The following is an 18,625-nucleotide window of genomic DNA, read 5'->3' on the forward strand; positions in this document are numbered from 1 at the left end:
ATCATTGAGTTGCGTCAGTAGCTGGCGCAGAGGAGCGGTGTTGTTGCGCAGGACACTGCTCATTGGGTGTTCTCTCTCAACCAGGATTGCAAGCGGCGCAGGGTCGTGCGTACACCTGTGTTGGCGCGGCTACCGTTGTAGCGGCCTTTACTGACATGGCGTATGCGGTAAACACCGGGAATGGGGAGTGGCTCGCCCTGGCTGTGTATTAGCCAGCGAAATGCCCGGTCTTCGTGGCATTTGGCAAACTGCTCAACCGGCTGCTGATACAGTTTGATGGCGCGGCAGTAGCCGACTGCACGGCAGACATCACCGTGGGCAATTTGCAGTGGCCCGGTGGCTTTAGAGGGAAATTGAGTCGTGAAAGACGAGGTGTCGATATTCAATACCTGCGGATCGCCTGCTCCGGTTGTTAGCATAGGGTTATCTTCGGCGAGTAGTTCAGTGCAGCGCTCCTGCTCGGGAAATACTAGGGCATTTTGCCGTCCCTGCAGCTGCTCGGCCAAGGTATCCAGACACCCTTCGCGGAACATCAGGTCGCAATCGGTAAACCAGACCCAGTCGGCCTGGGTTTGCAGTGCGGCTTGGTTGCGGCCGATAGCGCGTCGGAAAAGCTGTTGGCGAGGTAATGGTTGCCAGTTCCATGTCACACCGGGTACGGTTTGCTCGGCAAAAAAGCTCAGTAGACGCTCGGTTTGTTTGTCGTCGGGGCAGTAGAATACCGTCATGGTCACCGACAGCTTGCGGGGTGGAAAAAGCACAAGAGAGCTAAGCTGATAGGCGAGAAAATGTGAGTAATTCCAGCAATGGCTTACCACTTCCAAACTCAGGGGGCCGGTTTTTGCGGTTCTGGAGGAGACCGGTGGCAGGTTGGGCTCGAACCATTGTGAGGGCACCCAGCCACTAGCGGCCAGTCGGAAGAAGGCTAGACGAAGTGTTTCATACATGCAGAAAACCCATGCGGTCACTCATTGGGGTAAGTCAAAGGTCGGGGATTCTACCACACAGTGAGGGGGGAGGGGGCAGAGCAATATACTCGTGCCGCTGTATGGGCGGTGCGGGTATAGAGCGTATAGCTAAAAATTCCCCACAAGAGGCAATTGTCAGCGATATCCGCATATCAGCGCGTCAAAAAAGGGTGTGGAAGAGCCTGTGTTGGTTGGCCAGTGCTTCACAAGCCCTCGTTGTAGACGATTGAGGTTGGCCCGTTTCCAGGCGGTTGACTCGGGGCTGGCCGTGCGCAGCGCACCGCGGTCAAAATCAATCAAATATACCTGCCCCGAGTCGGGGTTAACTAATACATTTGTGGCGTTGAGGTCGGCATGGTAGACCCCAGCATCGTGAAATTGACGAATACATTGCCCCGCTGCTTCCCACAGTGGCCGATCCGCCTTGTCATTCAGTGTCAGTAGTGAGCGGGTGCCGGGCAGCCGCGCCACAATAATGGCGGCGCGGTAAACAAGACCCGTGCGGCAGTAATGTGCGGCGATTGGCTTTGGTACCGGCAGCTGCCGAGCGTACAGCGTCTGCAATAGTTTATATTCGTTGATCGAGCGCACCGATGGCTCACCTAGGTATAAAAAGGCGTCTTTGATTAGCTTGCCGGGTAAGCCGCCACGGCGGTAGTGGCGCAACACCCACTGCTCGCCGCTCGCCGTGTTTACAAACCAGGCTGAACCGCGGCCGCTGCCGGAAACTGAAACTGCAGACTGGCCCCAGGCACGGGGTTCAAAGCTATCCAGTTGAATGGTGGTGCTAGTGCCAGTGCTTACCAGTGCGTGGTGATGGTCGCTGTCGATTCGTCGGTGAGATAGCTTAGTCATGGCTGGGCGATTGCGGCTCCAGGGTGAATGTCGGACGTTGTTGCGCCGCTCGAGAAAGACATCTATGACTCATTTTCCAGCAGCTGAATGCGATGGAACTTTATTCAACAATTTAAGTGCCATCCATGTTCCGGTCTGTTCAGGCATTGTAAAACGCCCGATACCATTGAACAAACTGGGAAACACCCTCGTCAACAGTGGTCATCGGCTGGTAGTTAAAATTCGCAACCAAGTCGGCAACATCAGCATAGGTGTCTGGAACATCGCCCGGTTGCATGGGCAGTAATATTTTCTCTGCCTTCATGTCTAATGCCGATTCCAGAGCGCTGATGTATTGCATAAGCTCAACCGGCTTTTGGTTGCCAATATTATAAATCCGCCATGGGGCTGTACTGCTGCCGGGGTCGGGATTTGCACCGCTCCAGTCGGGGTTAGGCTGCGCGGGCTTGTCTAGTACTCGAATAATGCCCTCGACGGTATCATCGATGTAAGTGAAATCCCGGCGATGCTTACCGTAGTTAAACACTTGAATCGGCTTGCCCGCTAATATCGCTTCGGTAAATTTAAACAAAGCCATATCCGGGCGTCCCCAAGGACCGTATACGGTAAAAAACCGCAGCCCCGTGGTGGGCAAGTCATATAGGTGGCTATAGGTATGTGCCATCAGCTCATTGGATTTTTTGCTGGCGGCGTACAGGCTTAGAGGGTGGTCGACATTATGGTGTACGGAAAAGGGCATTGTCTCGTTTGCACCATAAACACTGGAGCTGCTCGCGTAGACCATATGCTCAACACCGTGGTGTCGGCACCCCTCAAGCACATGGGTAAAGCCGAGGATGTTAGAGTCAATATAGGCAAGAGGGTTCTCAATAGAGTAACGAACTCCCGCCTGAGCGGCCAGATTGACGACTCTATTCGGTTTATATTGGTTAAAGATTCTTTCAACCTCAGCCCTGTCGGCTAGGTCTACTTTCTCGTGCGTGTACTTTTCATTGTGTAGGTGACGATCTAATCGTGCTTCTTTTAGTTTTGTATCATAATAGTCGTTGTGATTGTCGACACCAATCACCTCATGGCCTCGCGCGAGGAGTTTTATCGCTAGTGCTGAGCCAATAAACCCTGCCGTACCTGTTACCAAAACACGCATAAATTTCTCGGAAAAATTAACATAAAATATCCAGGCAACCCGCTATATCTCAAGTCGATTCGGGCTGCTGCTGCCCCCCCTCCCTTATATCAGTCGAGTCTTTTCACCCCGCTTGGTTACGGTATGTGACCTGAGTAAATCATCAGCTAGTACACCATCGAGAGGCGCCGCCGGGGGGGGTAATTGAGGCTTAGAAACTCCAGTGGCTGACAAATCGCTTTCGACGAAGGACCGATAGATAACAGTATATGGAGATTAGTATGCAGACATTAAATCTACATCAGCCTTGCTTTAATAATGACACAAACATGAGTGTCTTACCAATGTTGAGCGGCTTGCGCCAAGTTGTTGGCCAGCAAAAATAATGCGAGTTTCATCGGAGGCTGGTTCGCTTGATTTTTAGCTGAGGGCTAGAGGAGTTTGATGACTTGCACGTTATCGGGTAGACGACTGGCTCCAGCCTTTTCTATAGTATCAAGGTAAGTTTGCCAGTAATGATGGTGATGTAGACAAAAATCATGCAGCAGTGGCCAGGTGTATATGCCGCTGTCATGGCCATCACTAAAAGTGAGCTTTACCCCGTAATTGCCCACCGGCTCAATCTTTGAAATACCGACTTCAGACTTGCCGGTTTGTAATTGCTCCTGTCCTTTGCCGTGTCCTCGCACCTCAGCACTGGGCGAGTGCACTCGCAAAAACTCCGCACTTAAGCGATAGCTTGCTTCGCCGTAGTGAAGTTCAAGCTCGGCAGCATCGCGCAGTAATTTGATTTTGGTCGGCGTCATTGCTCAGTCTTTTGGGTAGTGGCGTGGTGCGGCAAGCCGCACCAGCTGGGGGTTACAATATATAGCGGCTAAGGTCTTCGTCTTGGGCCAACTCGCTCAGATGGCTATCAACATAGGCCCCATCAATCGTGAACGCTTTGCCATCACTACCGGCATCAAACGAAATGTCTTCCAGTAAGCGTTCCAGTAGCGTATGCAATCGGCGCGCACCAATGTTTTCGGTACGCTCGTTGACCTCATAGGCGGTTTCTGCAATACGGCGGATACCGTCTTTGGCAAACTCGATCTCCACCCCTTCGGTTGCTAGCAAGGCTTGTTGCTGCTCGGTTAGCGAGGCACTTGGTTCAGTGAGTATGCGCTCAAAGTCATCCGGGGTCAGTGCGCTTAACTCTACCCGAATAGGCAATCGCCCCTGCAGCTCCGGTATCAGATCGGAGGGCTTGGATAAGTGAAAAGCGCCCGAGGATATAAACAAGATATGATCAGTTTTGACCATGCCGTGTTTGGTGCTTACCGTGCAGCCTTCAATTAAGGGCAGTAAGTCGCGTTGTACACCCTCGCGTGAGACATCGGTACCGCCGCTTTCGCCGCGCTTGGCAACCTTGTCGATCTCGTCGAGAAAGACAATGCCATTTTGTTCTACCGATTCAATGGCCGTGGCTTTAATGTCATCGTTGTTGACGAGCTTGGCTGCCTCTTCCTCTTCCAGTGCTTTTAATGCCTGTTTTACCGGCATTTTACTGGTTTGCTTACGATCGTTGGACATGGAAGAAAACATATTTTGCAGCTGATTGGTCATGTCTTCCATGCCAGGGGGCGCCATAATTTCTACGCCGACCGGTGTGGCCGCTAAATCAATTTCAATTTCTTTATCGTCCAGCTCACCTTCACGCAATTTTTTGCGGAAAATCTGCCGGGTATTGGCGCCGCTGTCGGCATCTTGTTCGCCGCGCGCCTTGGGTAATAGGGCGTCGAGTACGCGCTCTTCCGCCGCTTCGGCTGCGCTTAGTTGTACCCGTTGCATGGCACTTTCACGCTGCATTTTAATGGCGCTTTCTACGAGGTCGCGAATAATGGACTCGACATCGCGCCCGACATAACCGACTTCGGTAAATTTAGTAGCCTCAATTTTAATAAAGGGCGCGTTTGCCAGCTTGGCCAGTCGGCGGGCAATTTCGGTTTTGCCCACGCCGGTGGGGCCAATCATAAGAATGTTTTTGGGGGTGATTTCGCTGCGTAAGTCGGCATTGACTTGCATACGGCGCCAGCGATTGCGCAAGGCAATAGCAACGGCGCGTTTGGCATTGTTTTGGCCAACAATGTGGCGGTCTAGCTCGTGAACAATTTCACGGGGCGTCATACTGGACATAGTGAGCTCGCAGTTAAAATTCCAGAGTTTCGATGGTGTGATTTTGATTGGTGTAGATGCAGATGTCACCGGCAATACCGAGGCCTTTTCTGACAATATCCTCGGCGGCCATGTCGGTGTTGTCCAAAAGCGCTCTAGCGGCCGATTGTGCGAAAGCACCACCAGAGCCAATAGCGATTAAGTCGTCCTCGGGCTGAATGACATCACCATTGCCGGTAATAATCAGCGACGCCTCTTTATCGGCTACCGCCAACAGCGCTTCGAGTTTTCGCAGTGAGCGCTCGGTGCGCCAGTCTTTGGCGAGTTCTACCGCCGCTCGGGTGAGCTGGCCGTTATAGGCCTCCAGTTTGGCTTCAAAGCGTTCAAATAATGTAAAGGCATCAGCGGTACCGCCGGCAAAGCCTGCGATTACCTGACCGTTATAAAGTCGGCGCACCTTGCGTGCATTGCCTTTCATAATGGTGTTGCCTAAAGACACTTGGCCGTCACCGCCGATAACAACACTGTTGCCACGGCGCACGGAAAGAATAGTGGTACCCCGGTACTGTTCCACGAGTACTCCTTATACGATGTTCGGATGAATGTATAAATCTGATTTAAACAGTAATTGGGGGCAGCGCCGGACTATTTCAAGTTATCCGGCGCCGTGCTGAATGATTGTTGAGTTTGAATGGAAAAGCGAGTGGCTGGCTGTGCTCAGCTTTCGGTTTTGCGTTTTAATACCAATGCGCTGTAGCGATTTGATACCAATGTTGAGCGCGCTTTGGCCATGCGGCTTTGATTGTCAAAGGGGCCAACCACCACCCGGTGCCACAATTCGCCACCGCGAATGGTGACTTGTTCAGTATGGGCGTCTAGGTTCAGTAAAATTAACTGCGCACGCAAGGCGTCGGCATCTTCAGCGCGCCGGAATGAGCCCACTTGCAGTAGGTACTCAACCGGCGTGCTGACGTTGGTTTCAATTTCGGCAGGCTCGGTAGCCGGTACGATTTCTTCACTCTCCTGCAAAAGTTTATAAAAATCGAAGCGCGGCTTGGGCAGCGTCTGTTCTGGCGCAGGCGTTGGCGCTTGCTCGGTCGCAGACTTTGGGGCTGGGCTGGTGGTGGCTTGGGCGGGGACCTGGGGTTGTGGTGTTGGAGTAACACCTGCGAGATACACCAAAAAACTGATAAAAGCGCCCAACACAGAGCCGATAAAAAGCCATACCCACCAAGGGACTTGGGCCTTGGGGGCCGTTTTTTTGGCTTTAGTCGGCGGGCGTTTTTTCTTAGCGTAATCGCGGGTCATTAAGTTGGCTCTGAGCAAAAGCCGCTATTTTACGGCCGACGGTACTAGGGGGCAACGTGAAAGTGCTATTTGTTGGGGCGTCGAGCCATATTGTGTTCAGTTCTGGTCGTCGCAATGTCAAACAGAGCTGTGGTGACGAGCCGTAAGTTCTGTTGGTTTTGAGTGGTTTAGGATGATCGACTGGCCACAATTAGCTCATATCTTGTGGGTCTACATCAATAGACCAGCGCAAATGGCGTGGGGTTTTGATGGAGTCGAGGTGCTCGGCCAAAGCTCTGAGAAAGGCCTGTAGGGCGTGGCGGGAAGGGCCTCTGACTTGCAGTAGATGGCGATAACGCTGGCCTTTTTTCTCCATCAGGGCTGGCATTGGCCCCAGCATTTGCACCGCGTTTTGCTCCGCAAGTGGTGTCAGACTTTGCCTCAGCTGGTTGAGAAACTGATGCGGGCTGTCGGCTTCGGGGGCGTCGGCGCGGACCAGTGCGATGGGTAGAAAGGGCGGCATCTGACTCATTTGCCGCTCTTCCAGTAAGGTTGCGGCGAAGGCGGAATAGCCCTGCTGTATCAGTCGTTGGAGCAGCGGATGGTGGCGGTTTTGGGTTTGCAGAATAACCTCACCGCGCCGATCACCGCGCCCCGAACGCCCCGCAACCTGAGTAATGAGCTGCCCCAGGCGTTCGGGGCCGCGAAAATCCGCGCTCAGCAGGCCGCCATCGACATCGAGAATAATCGCGAGAGAAACCTTGGGGAAATGATGGCCTTTGGCCAGCATTTGGGTGCCGACCAAAATACAGGGTTCACCACTGTTGATGCGTGTAAACAGGTCTTCCAAAGCCCCTTTTTGGCGAGTGCTGTCGCGGTCAATACGCCAGACAGGCACGGAGGTGAGGCGCTGATTCAAAGCCTGTTCACTGCGTTCGGTGCCCTGGCCGATTGGTTCTAAATGGTGTCCGTGGCAGCTTTCGCAAGTGCGCAAAATGGGGCGTTGAAAATCGCAGTGATGGCAATGTAAGTGTCGCGGGTTATGGTGCAGGGTGAGCCGCGCGTCGCAATTGGGGCAGTTGACCACCGCGCCACAATCCCGGCATTTTAACGCCGGTGCAAAGCCGCGCCGATTGAGAAAAACTAATACCTGGTTGCCTTGGGCTAAGTGCTGCTCAATGGCCAATAAGCTCTCGGCGGCTAAACCTTGGTGGTGATCACTGCTGTCGATGACGTTAATTAAAGGTGCCGCTTGACGATTGGCTCTGTGCCGCAATGGCAAGGCCTGAAAACGACCGGTGTTGACATTGTGCAAGCTCTCAAGCGCCGGTGTGGCCGAGCCTAATATCAGCGGTATGTTTAAATTTTTGGCGCGTACACAGGCAAGGTCGCGGGCCGAGTAGCGAAAACCATCTTGCTGCTTGAAGGAGGTATCGTGTTCCTCATCAATAATGATAAGCCCTGGGTTTTTCAATGGGGTAAACAGGGCCGAGCGGGTGCCAATGATAATGCTGGCTTCCCCGCTGGCAGCGCGCAGCCAACTGTTAAGCCGCTCGCGATCGTTGAGGCCCGAGTGTAATACGGCGACTGAGGCGCCAAATCGCCGTGCAAAACGCTTGATGGTTTGCGGGGTTAGGCCTATTTCAGGCACCAGTACGAGAGTTTGAGCCTGCTCAGCGCCTTCGCGTAAGCGAGCGATGGCTTGTAAATAAACTTCGGTTTTACCACTGCCAGTGGCACCGTCGAGTAAATAGGTCTGATAGCGCTCAAACGAAATGGCATCAAGAGCAGCCTGCTGTTCAGCGTTGAGGTTAAGGGGGGATTCGCTATTGGTTACAGGTGGCGCCGCGCAGGTGTGGGCCAAGCCCTTTTCTTGTAGGCGTAATAGGGCGTCGCGGGCAAAACCTGCTTCTTTTAAAGCTTGCCACGTGGTTCCGGGCCGTTCGCGCAATTGGTGTAATAGTTGCGCTTGCTTGGGCGCTTTCGCTAAAGCGTTGTCTGGCAGGCCCAGTCCTTCGGTGGTGAGTTGCCAGCACTGCTCGGTGGTAGATAATTGTGGTGTCATGGCTGCCCCTTGGCGCAGCAATACCGGTAGGGCGGCCTGTAGAGCTTCGCCAATGGGGCACTGGTAGTAATCGGCTGCCCAAAGTAGCAGTTGCAGCAGTTCATCGTTGACCGCGGGGGTGGGGTCGAGCACCGAGGTAATCGGCTTTAGTCGGTCGGTCGGGGTGTCACTTTGGGATGCGTGCTTAAGCACAATACCAATTAATGTACGGTGGCCAAAGGGCACTTCGACCCGCGCGCCTATCGCTGGCTTGTGTTGCTCATTAGGCAATAAATAGTCGAATACGCGCCGCAGCGGAACGGGAAGGGCGACTTGTATGATACGCTGCGCGGTCATTGAATGCGGTGGCCATTTATTGTGGATGAGTTGATTGACACTGCAATCTATCATATCGGGTGAATGAAAAAGCCCAAGTTCTAAGTGAGCATCATATTACGGTATTTAACCGCTCACTTCAGCCGTGTCGGATGCTGTGAGAAATCGTTTGAAAAATACACATTTTTCTTGATTTGGTCTCGGTCTGTGGTAGTATCGCCGCCCCTAAGCACTAACCAACCTGAGATACCGTGCTCGGCGCAGAGACTGATTCAGTTTTATGATCGGGTGGCGGTATACAACAAACGGGCAAATACCATGAAAGCAGATATTCATCCTAAATATGAAAACGTAACTGCAAGCTGCAGCTGCGGTAACAAAATTGAAACTCGTTCTACTCGCGGTGAAGATTTTCACATCGACGTTTGTTCTGAGTGCCACCCTTTCTTTACCGGCAAGCAGAAAGTAGTAGATACCGGCGGCCGTATCGATCGCTTTAATAAGCGTTTTGCCAGCCGTATCGGTGGTGGTAAGTAAGCGATTACTACACTGTAGCGAGCATAAAAAAACCCGCCTTGAGCGGGTTTTTTTATGTCTGCTAATTCTACTGTCTTCGATTGCTCATCTAAAAAAGTTCTTCCGGCAGTATGTCGGCGTTGGTGTTGTCGCCCCCGGCCGATTCGGTATCTTTGGTTGCGGGTACCTCGCTTGCTCGAAAGATCTCGAAGATGGCATCGGGGTCGTTGGCGGCGGCGCGTTTACCCGTTTCAGGGTCAATACGTACCGTGACAATACCGTCGGGGCGGCGAGGGGGTACCTCGGGATGATCTTGCAATGCCTCGCGCATGTAGTTGATCCAGATGGGCAGTGCCGCCGTGCCGCCGTATTCGTTATTACCGAGGTTGGTATTGTTGTCAAAGCCGAGCCAGGTGATGGTGGTAATGTCTGGGTTGTAGCCGGCAAACCATGAGTCTCTGGGGCCGTTGGTGGTGCCGGTTTTGCCGGCAATATCGCCTCGCTCCAGAACTCTAGCCCGGCGGCCAGTGCCGCGCGCGATAACATCGCGCAGCATCGAGTCGGCAATAAAAGCGGTTTCGGCGCTGAGTACGCGCGGCGCGCGCGGTAAAGTGCGCTCCGAAGGCTCCTGATCAGAACCCTCCCCGCCCAGTAACTCCTCTAATGTTTGCGCTTCGCTGGCGGGCTCTTGGGGTGAATCTTGCTCCGCTAAAGACTGGCCTTCGCACTGACGGCAAACGGTTGCAGGGGCTGCTTCAAATAAAACAGCGCCATCCACATCCTCGATACGCTCAATCAAGTAAGGTGACACTTTAAAGCCACCGTTGGCGAGGGTGGCATAACCTTCAGCCAGCTGTAATGGTGTCACGTCGTGACTGCCGAGCGCCAAAGAAAGATCGTAGGGCAGAGCCTCGGCGTCGAAGCCAAAGCGGGCAATGCCGCGGTGGGCGGTCTGTATGCCGATGGAGCGCAATATACGAATAGAAACGAGGTTGCGTGAGCGGTACAGAGCGGTACGCATTCGCATGGGCCCCAGAAAGCTGCCGCCATCGTTGACGGGGCGCCAGGTGCCCTCCAGGCTGGCATCTTCAATCACAATAGGCGCATCGTTGATTATGGTGGCTGGGGTAAAGCCATTATCCAGTGCCGTCGTGTAAATAAAGGGTTTGAAGGAAGAGCCCGGCTGGCGGGTGGACAGCGTTACCCGGTTGAAATTGCTTTTATTGAAGTCAAAGCCGCCCACGAGGGACACAATGGCGCCGTTGTTTGGGTTAAGTGATATCAGGGCAGCCTCTGCCTCTGGCAGTTGGGCCAACTGCCAGCCGTTGTCGCTGGGGCGTACGCGAATTAGGTCTCCTGGGGAAAAAATATCCGCGGTAGTTTGCGGTCGCTTGCCGCGGTAATTTTCATCAATATAGGGGCGTGCACTCGATAAACCGTCCTCCCACTGTAATGTGTAAAGGCTACCATCGGCGAATAATATCTCAGCGCTCTGCTCATCGGTGCTGCTAACAACGGCGGGTTTGAGGCCGCCGTAGGTGCTTATGTCCGCCAGCTGCTCAATCCAAGTATCGGGGTCTTCTAGTCCTAAATTAGCCTCGGGCCCGCGATAGCCGTGGCGTTGATCGTAAGTAAGGACACCTTCGACTAAGACTGCTTGAGCCACCTCTTGTAAGTGAGCGTTTACTGTTGTGTAAACACTGTAGCCATCGCTATACGCTTGCTTGCCGTAGAGTGTGACGGCGTGTTGACGGGCCATTTCTGCCACATGAGGGGCGTAGAGTTCTGGGCTGAGGCCGTGGTACTCGGCGCTTACCGGCTCTTTGACGGCTTGGTCGTGAGTGGTTTGGTCAATATGGCCGAGTTCAAGCATACGACCTAAAATCCAGTCGCGTCGGATCAGTGCTCGCTGAGGGTTTGCCAGCGGGTTGTAGGCAGATGGTGCCTTGGGGAGGCCGGCAATCATGGCCCATTGAGCTAAGCTTAGGTCGTTGATGTCTTTGCCATAGTAGACATTAGCGGCGGCCTGTATGCCATAAGCGCGGTTGCCAAAGTAAATTTTGTTGCTGTACAGCTCTAAAATCTCGGCCTTACTCAGTTCGCGTTCAATTTGCAGGGCCAGCAAAATTTCATTGAATTTACGGGCGAAGGTTTGCTTAAAGGTTAAAAAGAAGTTGCGGGCCACCTGCATGGTGATGGTGCTGCCTCCGGATTGGATGCTACCCGTTTGCAATAATTGTGAAGCGGCTCGCAAAAGTCCTCTAATGGAAACACCGTTATGGTCGTAGAATTGGGCGTCCTCTGCCGAAAGCAGTGCTTTTACATATAATGGAGGAATCTTTTCATAGCTAATAGGGGTGCGTCGCTGTTCACCAAATTCACCAATAAGCTTGTTATCGCTTGAATATATACGCAACGGGGTCTGTAATTTAACCTCCCGTAGCATTTGAACATCGGGCAGTTTGGGGGCCAAATACAGGTACAAACCGGCAAACGTGACGCCGGTCACACCGCATCCCGCGAGGAATAGCCAGAAAACGACTTTGATAAAAGAATATTTTTTAAGCATTTTTTCTATGGGAATTAGTGGGTTAGCGATATTTACCTTATTGGCGATGCATTATACGGGGTTTTTTCCTGTTTACATACGTACGTTCTTGTTGCAGGCTTAACTTAAAGTGCTATAACATAAACGACGGCTAAGTTACGGATATAGATAGAAAAATGGGCATTTTCGGGTTCCTTGATAAAAAGACAAAACCGGTGCTGGGGCTAGATATTAGTTCCACCTCGGTTAAGCTCCTGGAGTTGAGCCGCAGTGGCGACCGCTACCGGGTTGAAACCTATGCGGTGAGACCACTCCCGCCAAACGCTGTTGTTGAGAAAAATATCAACGACGCAGATGCGGTGGCTGAGGTAATCAGAGCGTTGGTAAAACAGTCCAAAACCAAGCTGAAGCAGGCCGCTGTTTCGGTAGCGGGTTCGGCTGTGATTACCAAAGTGATTGAGATGCCGGCGGGGTTGTCTGACGACGATCTTGAAAACCGCATTTATATCGAAGCCGACCAATACATCCCCTTTGATACTGATGAAGTCTCCATAGACTTCGAGGTTCAGGGCGAGTCTCCTAACGACCCTGAGCAAGTTGAAGTGCTGTTGGCCGCTTGCCGCACCGAAAACGTCGAAACCCGTGTGGAAACGATTCGACTGGCCGGTCTTGAGGAAGAGGTGGTTGATGTTGAAGCCTACGCCATGGAGCGGGCGTTCGAATTCATACTTGAGCAGTTAGAAGATCAAGATAACCAAGTGGTGGCAGTACTTGATGTAGGCGCCACCATGACCACGCTCAGTGTTTTAGTGGATGGCAAAACCGTTTACACCCGTGAACAATTGTTTGGTGGCCGTCAGCTGACCGAAGAAATCCAGCGCCGTTATGGTTTATCGGCTGAAGAGGCCGGCCTTGCCAAGAAGCAGGGTGGCTTGCCTGACGACTATGATTCCGAGGTGCTTGAGCCCTTCAAAGAGGCGGTGGTTCAGCAGGTGACACGCTCGTTGCAATTCTTCTTCTCCGCCAGCGAATACAATGATGTGGACTATATCGTGTTGGCTGGCGGTGTCGCTTCAATGGAAGGGTTGAACGAGCTAATCGAAGAAAAACTGGGCACGCAAGCGCTGGTTGCCAATCCATTTGCCAATATGTCGGTCGCCTCAAGAGTCAATGCGGCGGCACTGGCTAACGATGCGCCCTCCTTGATGGTGGCGACTGGTCTGGCAATGAGGAGTTTTGACTGATGGCGACAATTAATTTACTCCCCTGGCGCGATAAGCACCGGGAGGAAAAGAAAAAAGAATTTATCGGCATAATGGTCATTGTTGCTGTCGTCGCTGCGGTGATTGCGTTTGCTTGGATCTCTCATGCTAACGGCAAAGTGGATCATCAGCGCGCGCGCAACCAAATGCTCGATAACGAGATAAAGCAGCTGGATAAACAGGTGAAAGAAATTGAGCAGCTGCAGGCGCGTCGCGAAGAGCTACTAGAGCTAATGCGCTTAATTCGTGATTTGGAGGGTACGCGTTCAGTCATTGTGCATCAGTTCGACGATTTGGTGAGAGCTTTGCCCGATGGGGTCTTTTTGACTAAGTTGTCGCGTGAGGGGGATGTGGTGAGTATTTTAGGCATCGCCGAATCAAACAACCGCGTGTCTAGTTTTATGCGAAACCTATCGGCATCGGATTGGTATGAAGATCCCAGCTTGTCTTCTGTCGAAGTCGCACCTGAAGAGGGTGGGCAGGCAAATGCATTTGAAATGACAGTGAAAGCCGTCGTCTCTGCCGAGCTGAGTGATGCGTCTGAAGAGGGAGCTAACTAATGTCTTGGAAAGATGCTATAGAGCGGGCACGGGACTTTGATTATAGTGATCCTGAGCGCTTAGGTGTTTGGCCGCTACCAACTAAAATTTTAGTTTGTGTGCTGATCGCAGTGGCTCTTATTTTTGCTGGTTACTGGTTTAAAGTGAAGCCGATTGAGCAGCAGTTGACCTCGGAGCAAATTAAAGAGAAAGGGCTGCGGGATACTTTCGAGTTAAAAGCGGCGCAGGCTGCAAACCTCGATGCCTATAAGGCGCAGATGGAAGAAATGAAAGCCTCCTTTGAGTCTTTGTTGTCGCGTCTGCCTACCGACACTGAGGTGGCTGGCCTTCTCGATGATATTGATGCGCGCAGTGTGGAAAGTGGTCTGGGGGATTTCAAGCTAGAGCTGCAGCCAGAACAGGATGCCGAGTATTACGTAGAAAAGCCCATGGAGATCAATGTGCGCGGCGGCTATCATGATTTTGGTGGTTTTGTCAGCGGCGTGGCAGGTATGCCTCGGATTGTCACCTTGCACGACTTTACTATTGAGACGTCAGATGGCGGTGGCGATTTAAACATGCAAATAACCGCAAAAACTTATTACTATCAGGGTGGGGAGCAAAACGATGCTGAATAAAACCTCCAAACTGATTGTACTGGCAATGGCCTTGGCGTTATCGGCTTGCGGTGGTGGTGATTTAAGTAAATTGCAGGATGAGATTGAAGAGACTAAGCGTCGGCCAGGTAAGCAAATTGAGCCTTTACCCGTTTTTAGACCACTGCCGCCTTTTAGTTATGCGGCGATGACAAAACGCAGTCCTTTTGAGCGTCCAGTTGAAGAGTTGGCGAGCGTCAAAGGCGGTAAGACTGTCGAGCCAGATTTATCTCGCCCTAAAGAATACCTAGAAAACTTCAGTATCACCAATATGTCTATGGTCGGTACGGTTGAGCAAAAAGGAACGCTTTGGGCGTTGATCGATACGGGACCAGGCGCCCAGCGCAGCGTGGAACCGGTAACAGTGGGGAATTATATGGGGCGTAATCACGGCGAGATTATCACCGCATCACCCAATCAAATTGAGGTGATGGAAATCGTAGCCGACGGCGATGGCGGCTGGGTTGAGCGTCCTCGTATTATTAAATTAGAAGAAAAGGAATAGGCAGTCATGCGTGCTTTGTTCTTAGTGGGGTTCAAGATGAAATACTCTCTAGCGTTGTTAATGGTGTCCATGCTGGCTCCACTTGTAGGGGCTGCTACCCTAGACGATATTCGATTTGCTGAGCTACCGAATCAGCGCTTTGAAGTGCAGTTGAAATTTAACGATGCGCCGCCTGAGCCCGATGGGTATACCATTGAAAGCCCAGCGCGTATTGTGTTGGATTTTCCAGATGTGGTGAGCAATTTAAGTGAGCGTCATTTTCCGTTAGCTTTTGATAATGGTACTGGAGCTCTGGTGATGACAGGCTCAGGTCGCACGCGATTAATTCTTAATCTTGAGCGGCTGTCTGGTTACGATACGCGCATTGAAGGAAATACTTACTTCGTTGAAGTTGGTTCAGGTAGCGGCTCTGCAGATTTACAGATTAGCGACGCTAAATCTGGAACTGCGATTGCAGTGAGTAAGCAAAGCAGCACGAGCAGTGATCGCGAAATTGCGGCAGTCGATTTCCGTCGCGGTGAAGACGGCGAAGGGCGCATTATTGTAGACCTGTCTAACAGCTCAATCAGCGCTGACATGCGTGACACGTCTGATGGTGTGCGTGTGCGTTTTGCCAATACCTTTGTCGAACAAGCGTTGCGCCGCCGCCTAGATGTGATGGATTTTGCTACACCGGTAAATGTAATTTCGGTGGATAACGACGCGGGTGATGCGATTATTAATATCAGTGCGCAAGGGGATTATGATTACCTTGCATATCAAACTGGTAATCGTTACGTCGTTAGTGTTAAACCGTTAACCGAGAAAGAAAAAGCTGAGCAGGAGCGCCTTTTTGAATACACCGGTGCCCGCCTGTCCTTTAACTTCCAAGATATTGAAGTGCGGGCAGTGCTGCAAATTATTGCCGACTTTACCGACTTAAACTTGGTGGCTTCCGATACCGTTCAGGGGCGTATCACACTGCGCTTGGATAATGTGCCCTGGGATCAAGCGCTCGATATGGTGCTGAAAACCAAAGGGTTGGACAAGCGTCAAGACGGCAATGTGTTAATGGTGGCGCCCGCCGCCGAAATTGCCGAGCGAGAACGTCAGGAGTTATCCACCAAGCGTCAGCTTGAAGAATTGGCGCCGCTGCGTACCGAGTATATTCGTATCAGCTACGCTAGTGCAGATGAGGTGTTTGCCATTGCCATGGGGGGCGAAAGTGGTAATCGCAGGGATAGCAATCGCGGCGCCACTTATTCGCTGATGTCTGAGCGCGGCCACGCCGTTGTCGACGAGCGTACAAACTCCATCATTATTACCGATACTGCCGATCGAGTGGAAGACTTTAAGCGTTTGCTGGAAGAGATCGATGTACCCATTAAGCAGGTAATGATCGAAGCGCGCCTAGTCATTGCCAATAAAGACTTTCGTCGTGAGCTGGGTGTACGCTGGGGTGGTGTAGGCGCTAATCTATCGAGCGATTCGCTGGTTGAGGTTGGTGGTTCAACTGCAGGTCTTGATTCATTCCCCGGCTCTCCGGCTGATTTTATCTACGGTGGAAGCTCAGTCGATCTTGACGAAAACATGATGGTTGATATGGGTGTAGCTAGCCCAGTGGGTAGCATTGCGTTTGGCTTGCTGACCGACAATACCTTTTTGGATCTTGAGCTGTCAGCCATGGAGTATAATGGCCACGCTGAAATTGTGTCTCAGCCCAAGGTAGTAACTGGCGATAAGCAGCAAGCGATTATTTCTACCGGTAGTGAAATCCCTTACCAAGAGGCCTCCGCCAGCGGTGCAACCTCGGCAAGCTTTAAGGAGGTGTTGCTAGAGTTAGATGTAACGCCACAGATTACGCCAGACAACAATATCATTATGGATCTGATTATCAAAAAAGATCTGTTGGCCGAGTTTAACCAGGAGTTTGGTGTTCCTATTATTGATGTCACCAATGTCCAGACAAAGGTGCTGGTTAACGATGGTCAAACCATTGTGCTGGGTGGCATTTTTGAGATGGAGCAGCTTAAAGGTGTGGATAAAGTACCGTTCTTTGGTGACATTCCTTTCCTTGGTCGCTTGTTCCGCCGTGACACCATCGCCACTGAGAAGAGCGAGTTGCTAGTCTTTATTACTCCTCGCATTATGTCTGATGAGTTAACCGATTAATTCATGATTCGAGCTCATGTATTCCTTGTCGGCCCCATGGGGGTCGGCAAGTCCACTATAGGCCGCATGCTGGCCTCTGACTTGGGTTTACCTTTCCTCGATACCGACCGTGTAATTGAAGAGCGCACAGGGGCGGATATTCCCTGGATATTTGATATGGAAGGCGAGGACGGCTTCCGTCAGCGTGAAACCAACGTATTGGCTGATATTTGTCAGATGACCGCATCGGTAGTTGCTACTGGCGGGGGAATTGTCACGCGAGAAAAAAACCTAGAGCTTATGCGCAATGCCGGGACGACTTGCTATTTGCAAGCTTCCGTCGAGCAATTGGTTGAGCGTACGGCACGGGACAAAAAGCGCCCATTGTTGCAAGTTGACAACCCGCGCGAAAAAATCGAGCAAATATTGGCCGAGCGAGAGCCCAGTTATCGTTCGGTTTCTCAGATCGTGGTGAATACTGATCGTTACGGACCTAAGGCCGCGGTACAAGAAATTTTGGAGGCGTTGTCCCGCTTGGGGGTTACCCCTTAACCTGCTGAAGAGTGTGATAATATGGCGGTTTTGAGTTAAGACAAGCCGCTATGAAAACGCTAAAAGTTGAGCTGGGTGAGCGCAGCTACCCGATCTATATTGGAACCCATCTAACTCACGATGCCAGTTTGTTGGCGCCTCATGTGCACGGTAAGCAAGTGTGTGTGGTTACCAATGCTACCATTGCCCCGCTATACCTAGAGCACTATACAAGCCTGCTTCAACAGCAGGGCTTCGAGGTTTCCAGTGTGGAGCTGCCCGACGGCGAATCCTATAAAAATCTCGAAACCTTGGACCTTATTTTTACCCGGTTACTACAGGCGCGCTTTAACCGCAGCGGTACAGTACTCGCGCTCGGCGGCGGTGTGGTAGGGGATATGGCAGGCTTTGCCGCGGCCTGTTATCAGCGCGGCGTAAATTTTATTCAGGTGCCAACTACCTTGCTGTCGATGGTGGACTCTTCAGTGGGGGGGAAGACCGGCGTTAATCATACCCTGGGTAAGAATATGATCGGTGCTTTCTATCAGCCCCAAGCCGTCTTGGCGGATGTGGCACAGCTGGCAACGCTCCCCAAACGAGAGTTGGCTGCCGGTGTGGCCGAAGTAATTAAGTACGGTTTAATTTGCGATCAAATGTTCTTTCAGTGGTTGGAAGAAAACATCGATCGCGTTATGAGCGGAGACCCTGAAGCGCTGGAATACTGCGTGGAGCGCTCTTGCCAGGATAAGGCTCAGGTGGTGGCTCAAGATGAACGCGAGGGCGGTATTCGCGCCATCTTAAACCTCGGCCATACTTTTGGCCACGCCATCGAAACGGCACAGGGTTACGGCAATTGGCTGCACGGTGAAGCGGTCGCCACAGGAATGCTTATGGCTGTCGATCTCTCTGTGCGTATGGGGTTAGTGGAAAATTCCGTTTTAGAGCGCGCTACGGTTTTGGTTTCACGGGCTGGGCTGCCCGTTATGGGGCCAGGCAATATGAGCAACGAGCAATACATGGAGTTAATGGCCGTGGATAAAAAAGTGCAAGATGGCCGGCTCAGGCTTATCTTGCTGCAGCAACTGGGCGAGGCTTTTGTTACCTCCGATATTGATATCGAAGCGCTCAATCATACACTGGACGCCTTCCGTCCTTCTTAGAGAGGTGT

The 18,625-nt window shown here is 52.0% G+C and carries 17 protein-coding genes; 8 read left to right on the top strand and 9 right to left on the bottom strand.

From position 1 onward, the window contains the following. Window positions 1-59: 59 nt before the first annotated feature. The 8 genes from Q4526_RS10035 to Q4526_RS10070 form a co-directional block, all read right to left on the bottom strand. A complete protein-coding gene (locus Q4526_RS10035) occupies window positions 60-947 on the bottom strand; it encodes a glycosyltransferase family 2 protein (RefSeq protein ID WP_215976940.1) in 888 nt (295 codons plus the stop codon). Between the two features lie 156 nt (window positions 948-1,103). Next, the gene (locus tag Q4526_RS10040; RefSeq protein ID WP_215976941.1) at window positions 1,104-1,823 is read right to left on the bottom strand and encodes a 3-deoxy-D-manno-octulosonic acid kinase; all 720 of its coding nucleotides are present in this window, start codon (window positions 1,821-1,823) and stop codon (window positions 1,104-1,106) included. Between the two features lie 139 nt (window positions 1,824-1,962). Next, window positions 1,963-2,970, bottom strand: a complete 1,008-nt coding sequence (locus Q4526_RS10045; RefSeq protein WP_215976942.1) for an NAD-dependent epimerase — start codon at window positions 2,968-2,970, stop codon at window positions 1,963-1,965. Between the two features lie 410 nt (window positions 2,971-3,380). Beyond that, the gene (locus Q4526_RS10050) at window positions 3,381-3,755 is read right to left on the bottom strand and encodes a gamma-butyrobetaine hydroxylase-like domain-containing protein (RefSeq protein WP_215976943.1); all 375 of its coding nucleotides are present in this window, start codon (window positions 3,753-3,755) and stop codon (window positions 3,381-3,383) included. A gap of 52 nt (window positions 3,756-3,807) precedes the next feature. Further along, window positions 3,808-5,124, bottom strand: coding sequence for an ATP-dependent protease ATPase subunit HslU (gene hslU / locus Q4526_RS10055; RefSeq protein ID WP_215976944.1), 1,317 nt, complete (start codon window positions 5,122-5,124; stop codon window positions 3,808-3,810). A gap of 13 nt (window positions 5,125-5,137) precedes the next feature. Then, window positions 5,138-5,677, bottom strand: a complete 540-nt coding sequence (gene hslV, locus Q4526_RS10060; RefSeq protein WP_215976945.1) for an ATP-dependent protease subunit HslV — start codon at window positions 5,675-5,677, stop codon at window positions 5,138-5,140. Between the two features lie 143 nt (window positions 5,678-5,820). After that, window positions 5,821-6,411, bottom strand: coding sequence for an SPOR domain-containing protein (locus tag Q4526_RS10065; RefSeq protein WP_215976946.1), 591 nt, complete (start codon window positions 6,409-6,411; stop codon window positions 5,821-5,823). Window positions 6,412-6,601: 190 nt separating this feature from the next. Further along, entirely contained in the window at window positions 6,602-8,791 is a 2,190-nt protein-coding gene (locus Q4526_RS10070) for a primosomal protein N' (protein ID WP_215976947.1), read from the bottom strand. Between the two features lie 297 nt (window positions 8,792-9,088). Here Q4526_RS10070 and rpmE point away from each other — a divergent pair, with 297 nt between their 5' ends. After that, window positions 9,089-9,307 carry a 50S ribosomal protein L31 gene (gene rpmE / locus Q4526_RS10075; protein WP_215976948.1) on the top strand — a complete coding sequence of 73 codons (219 nt, stop codon included), beginning with the start codon at window positions 9,089-9,091 and terminating at the stop codon, window positions 9,305-9,307. 88 nt (window positions 9,308-9,395) lie between these two features. On the opposite strand, the gene Q4526_RS10080 is transcribed toward rpmE, so the two are convergent. Beyond that, window positions 9,396-11,795 carry a penicillin-binding protein 1A gene (locus Q4526_RS10080; protein ID WP_303603651.1) on the bottom strand — a complete coding sequence of 800 codons (2,400 nt, stop codon included), beginning with the start codon at window positions 11,793-11,795 and terminating at the stop codon, window positions 9,396-9,398. Window positions 11,796-12,010: 215 nt separating this feature from the next. On the opposite strand from Q4526_RS10080, the gene Q4526_RS10085 reads away from it, so the two are divergent. From Q4526_RS10085 to aroB, 7 genes are read left to right on the top strand one after another with little or no spacing between them, the layout of a single operon-like run. After that, window positions 12,011-13,078, top strand: a complete 1,068-nt coding sequence (locus tag Q4526_RS10085) for a pilus assembly protein PilM (protein ID WP_215976950.1) — start codon at window positions 12,011-12,013, stop codon at window positions 13,076-13,078. Beyond that, window positions 13,078-13,656, top strand: a complete 579-nt coding sequence (locus Q4526_RS10090) for a PilN domain-containing protein (protein WP_215976951.1) — start codon at window positions 13,078-13,080, stop codon at window positions 13,654-13,656. The genes Q4526_RS10085 and Q4526_RS10090 overlap by 1 nt, the downstream gene beginning before the upstream one ends. Next, entirely contained in the window at window positions 13,656-14,273 is a 618-nt protein-coding gene (locus tag Q4526_RS10095) for a type 4a pilus biogenesis protein PilO (RefSeq protein WP_215976952.1), read from the top strand. The genes Q4526_RS10090 and Q4526_RS10095 overlap by 1 nt, the downstream gene beginning before the upstream one ends. Then, the gene (locus Q4526_RS10100; RefSeq protein WP_303609609.1) at window positions 14,263-14,796 is read left to right on the top strand and encodes a pilus assembly protein PilP; all 534 of its coding nucleotides are present in this window, start codon (window positions 14,263-14,265) and stop codon (window positions 14,794-14,796) included. Before Q4526_RS10095 ends, Q4526_RS10100 begins: the two co-directional genes overlap by 11 nt. A 36-nt stretch (window positions 14,797-14,832) precedes the next feature. Beyond that, window positions 14,833-16,947: a type IV pilus secretin PilQ gene (locus tag Q4526_RS10105; protein WP_303609610.1), complete on the top strand. Its 2,115-nt coding sequence runs from the start codon at window positions 14,833-14,835 to the stop codon at window positions 16,945-16,947. Window positions 16,948-16,950: 3 nt separating this feature from the next. Further along, complete coding sequence (locus Q4526_RS10110; RefSeq protein WP_215976954.1) at window positions 16,951-17,478, top strand: shikimate kinase; 528 nt, start codon at window positions 16,951-16,953, stop codon at window positions 17,476-17,478. 50 nt (window positions 17,479-17,528) lie between these two features. Beyond that, complete coding sequence (aroB, locus tag Q4526_RS10115) at window positions 17,529-18,617, top strand: 3-dehydroquinate synthase (RefSeq protein WP_215976955.1); 1,089 nt, start codon at window positions 17,529-17,531, stop codon at window positions 18,615-18,617. Window positions 18,618-18,625: the final 8 nt, after the last annotated feature.

The organism is Gilvimarinus sp. 2_MG-2023 (genome assembly GCF_030547685.1).
Taxonomy (GTDB): Bacteria; Pseudomonadota; Gammaproteobacteria; order Pseudomonadales; family Cellvibrionaceae; genus Gilvimarinus.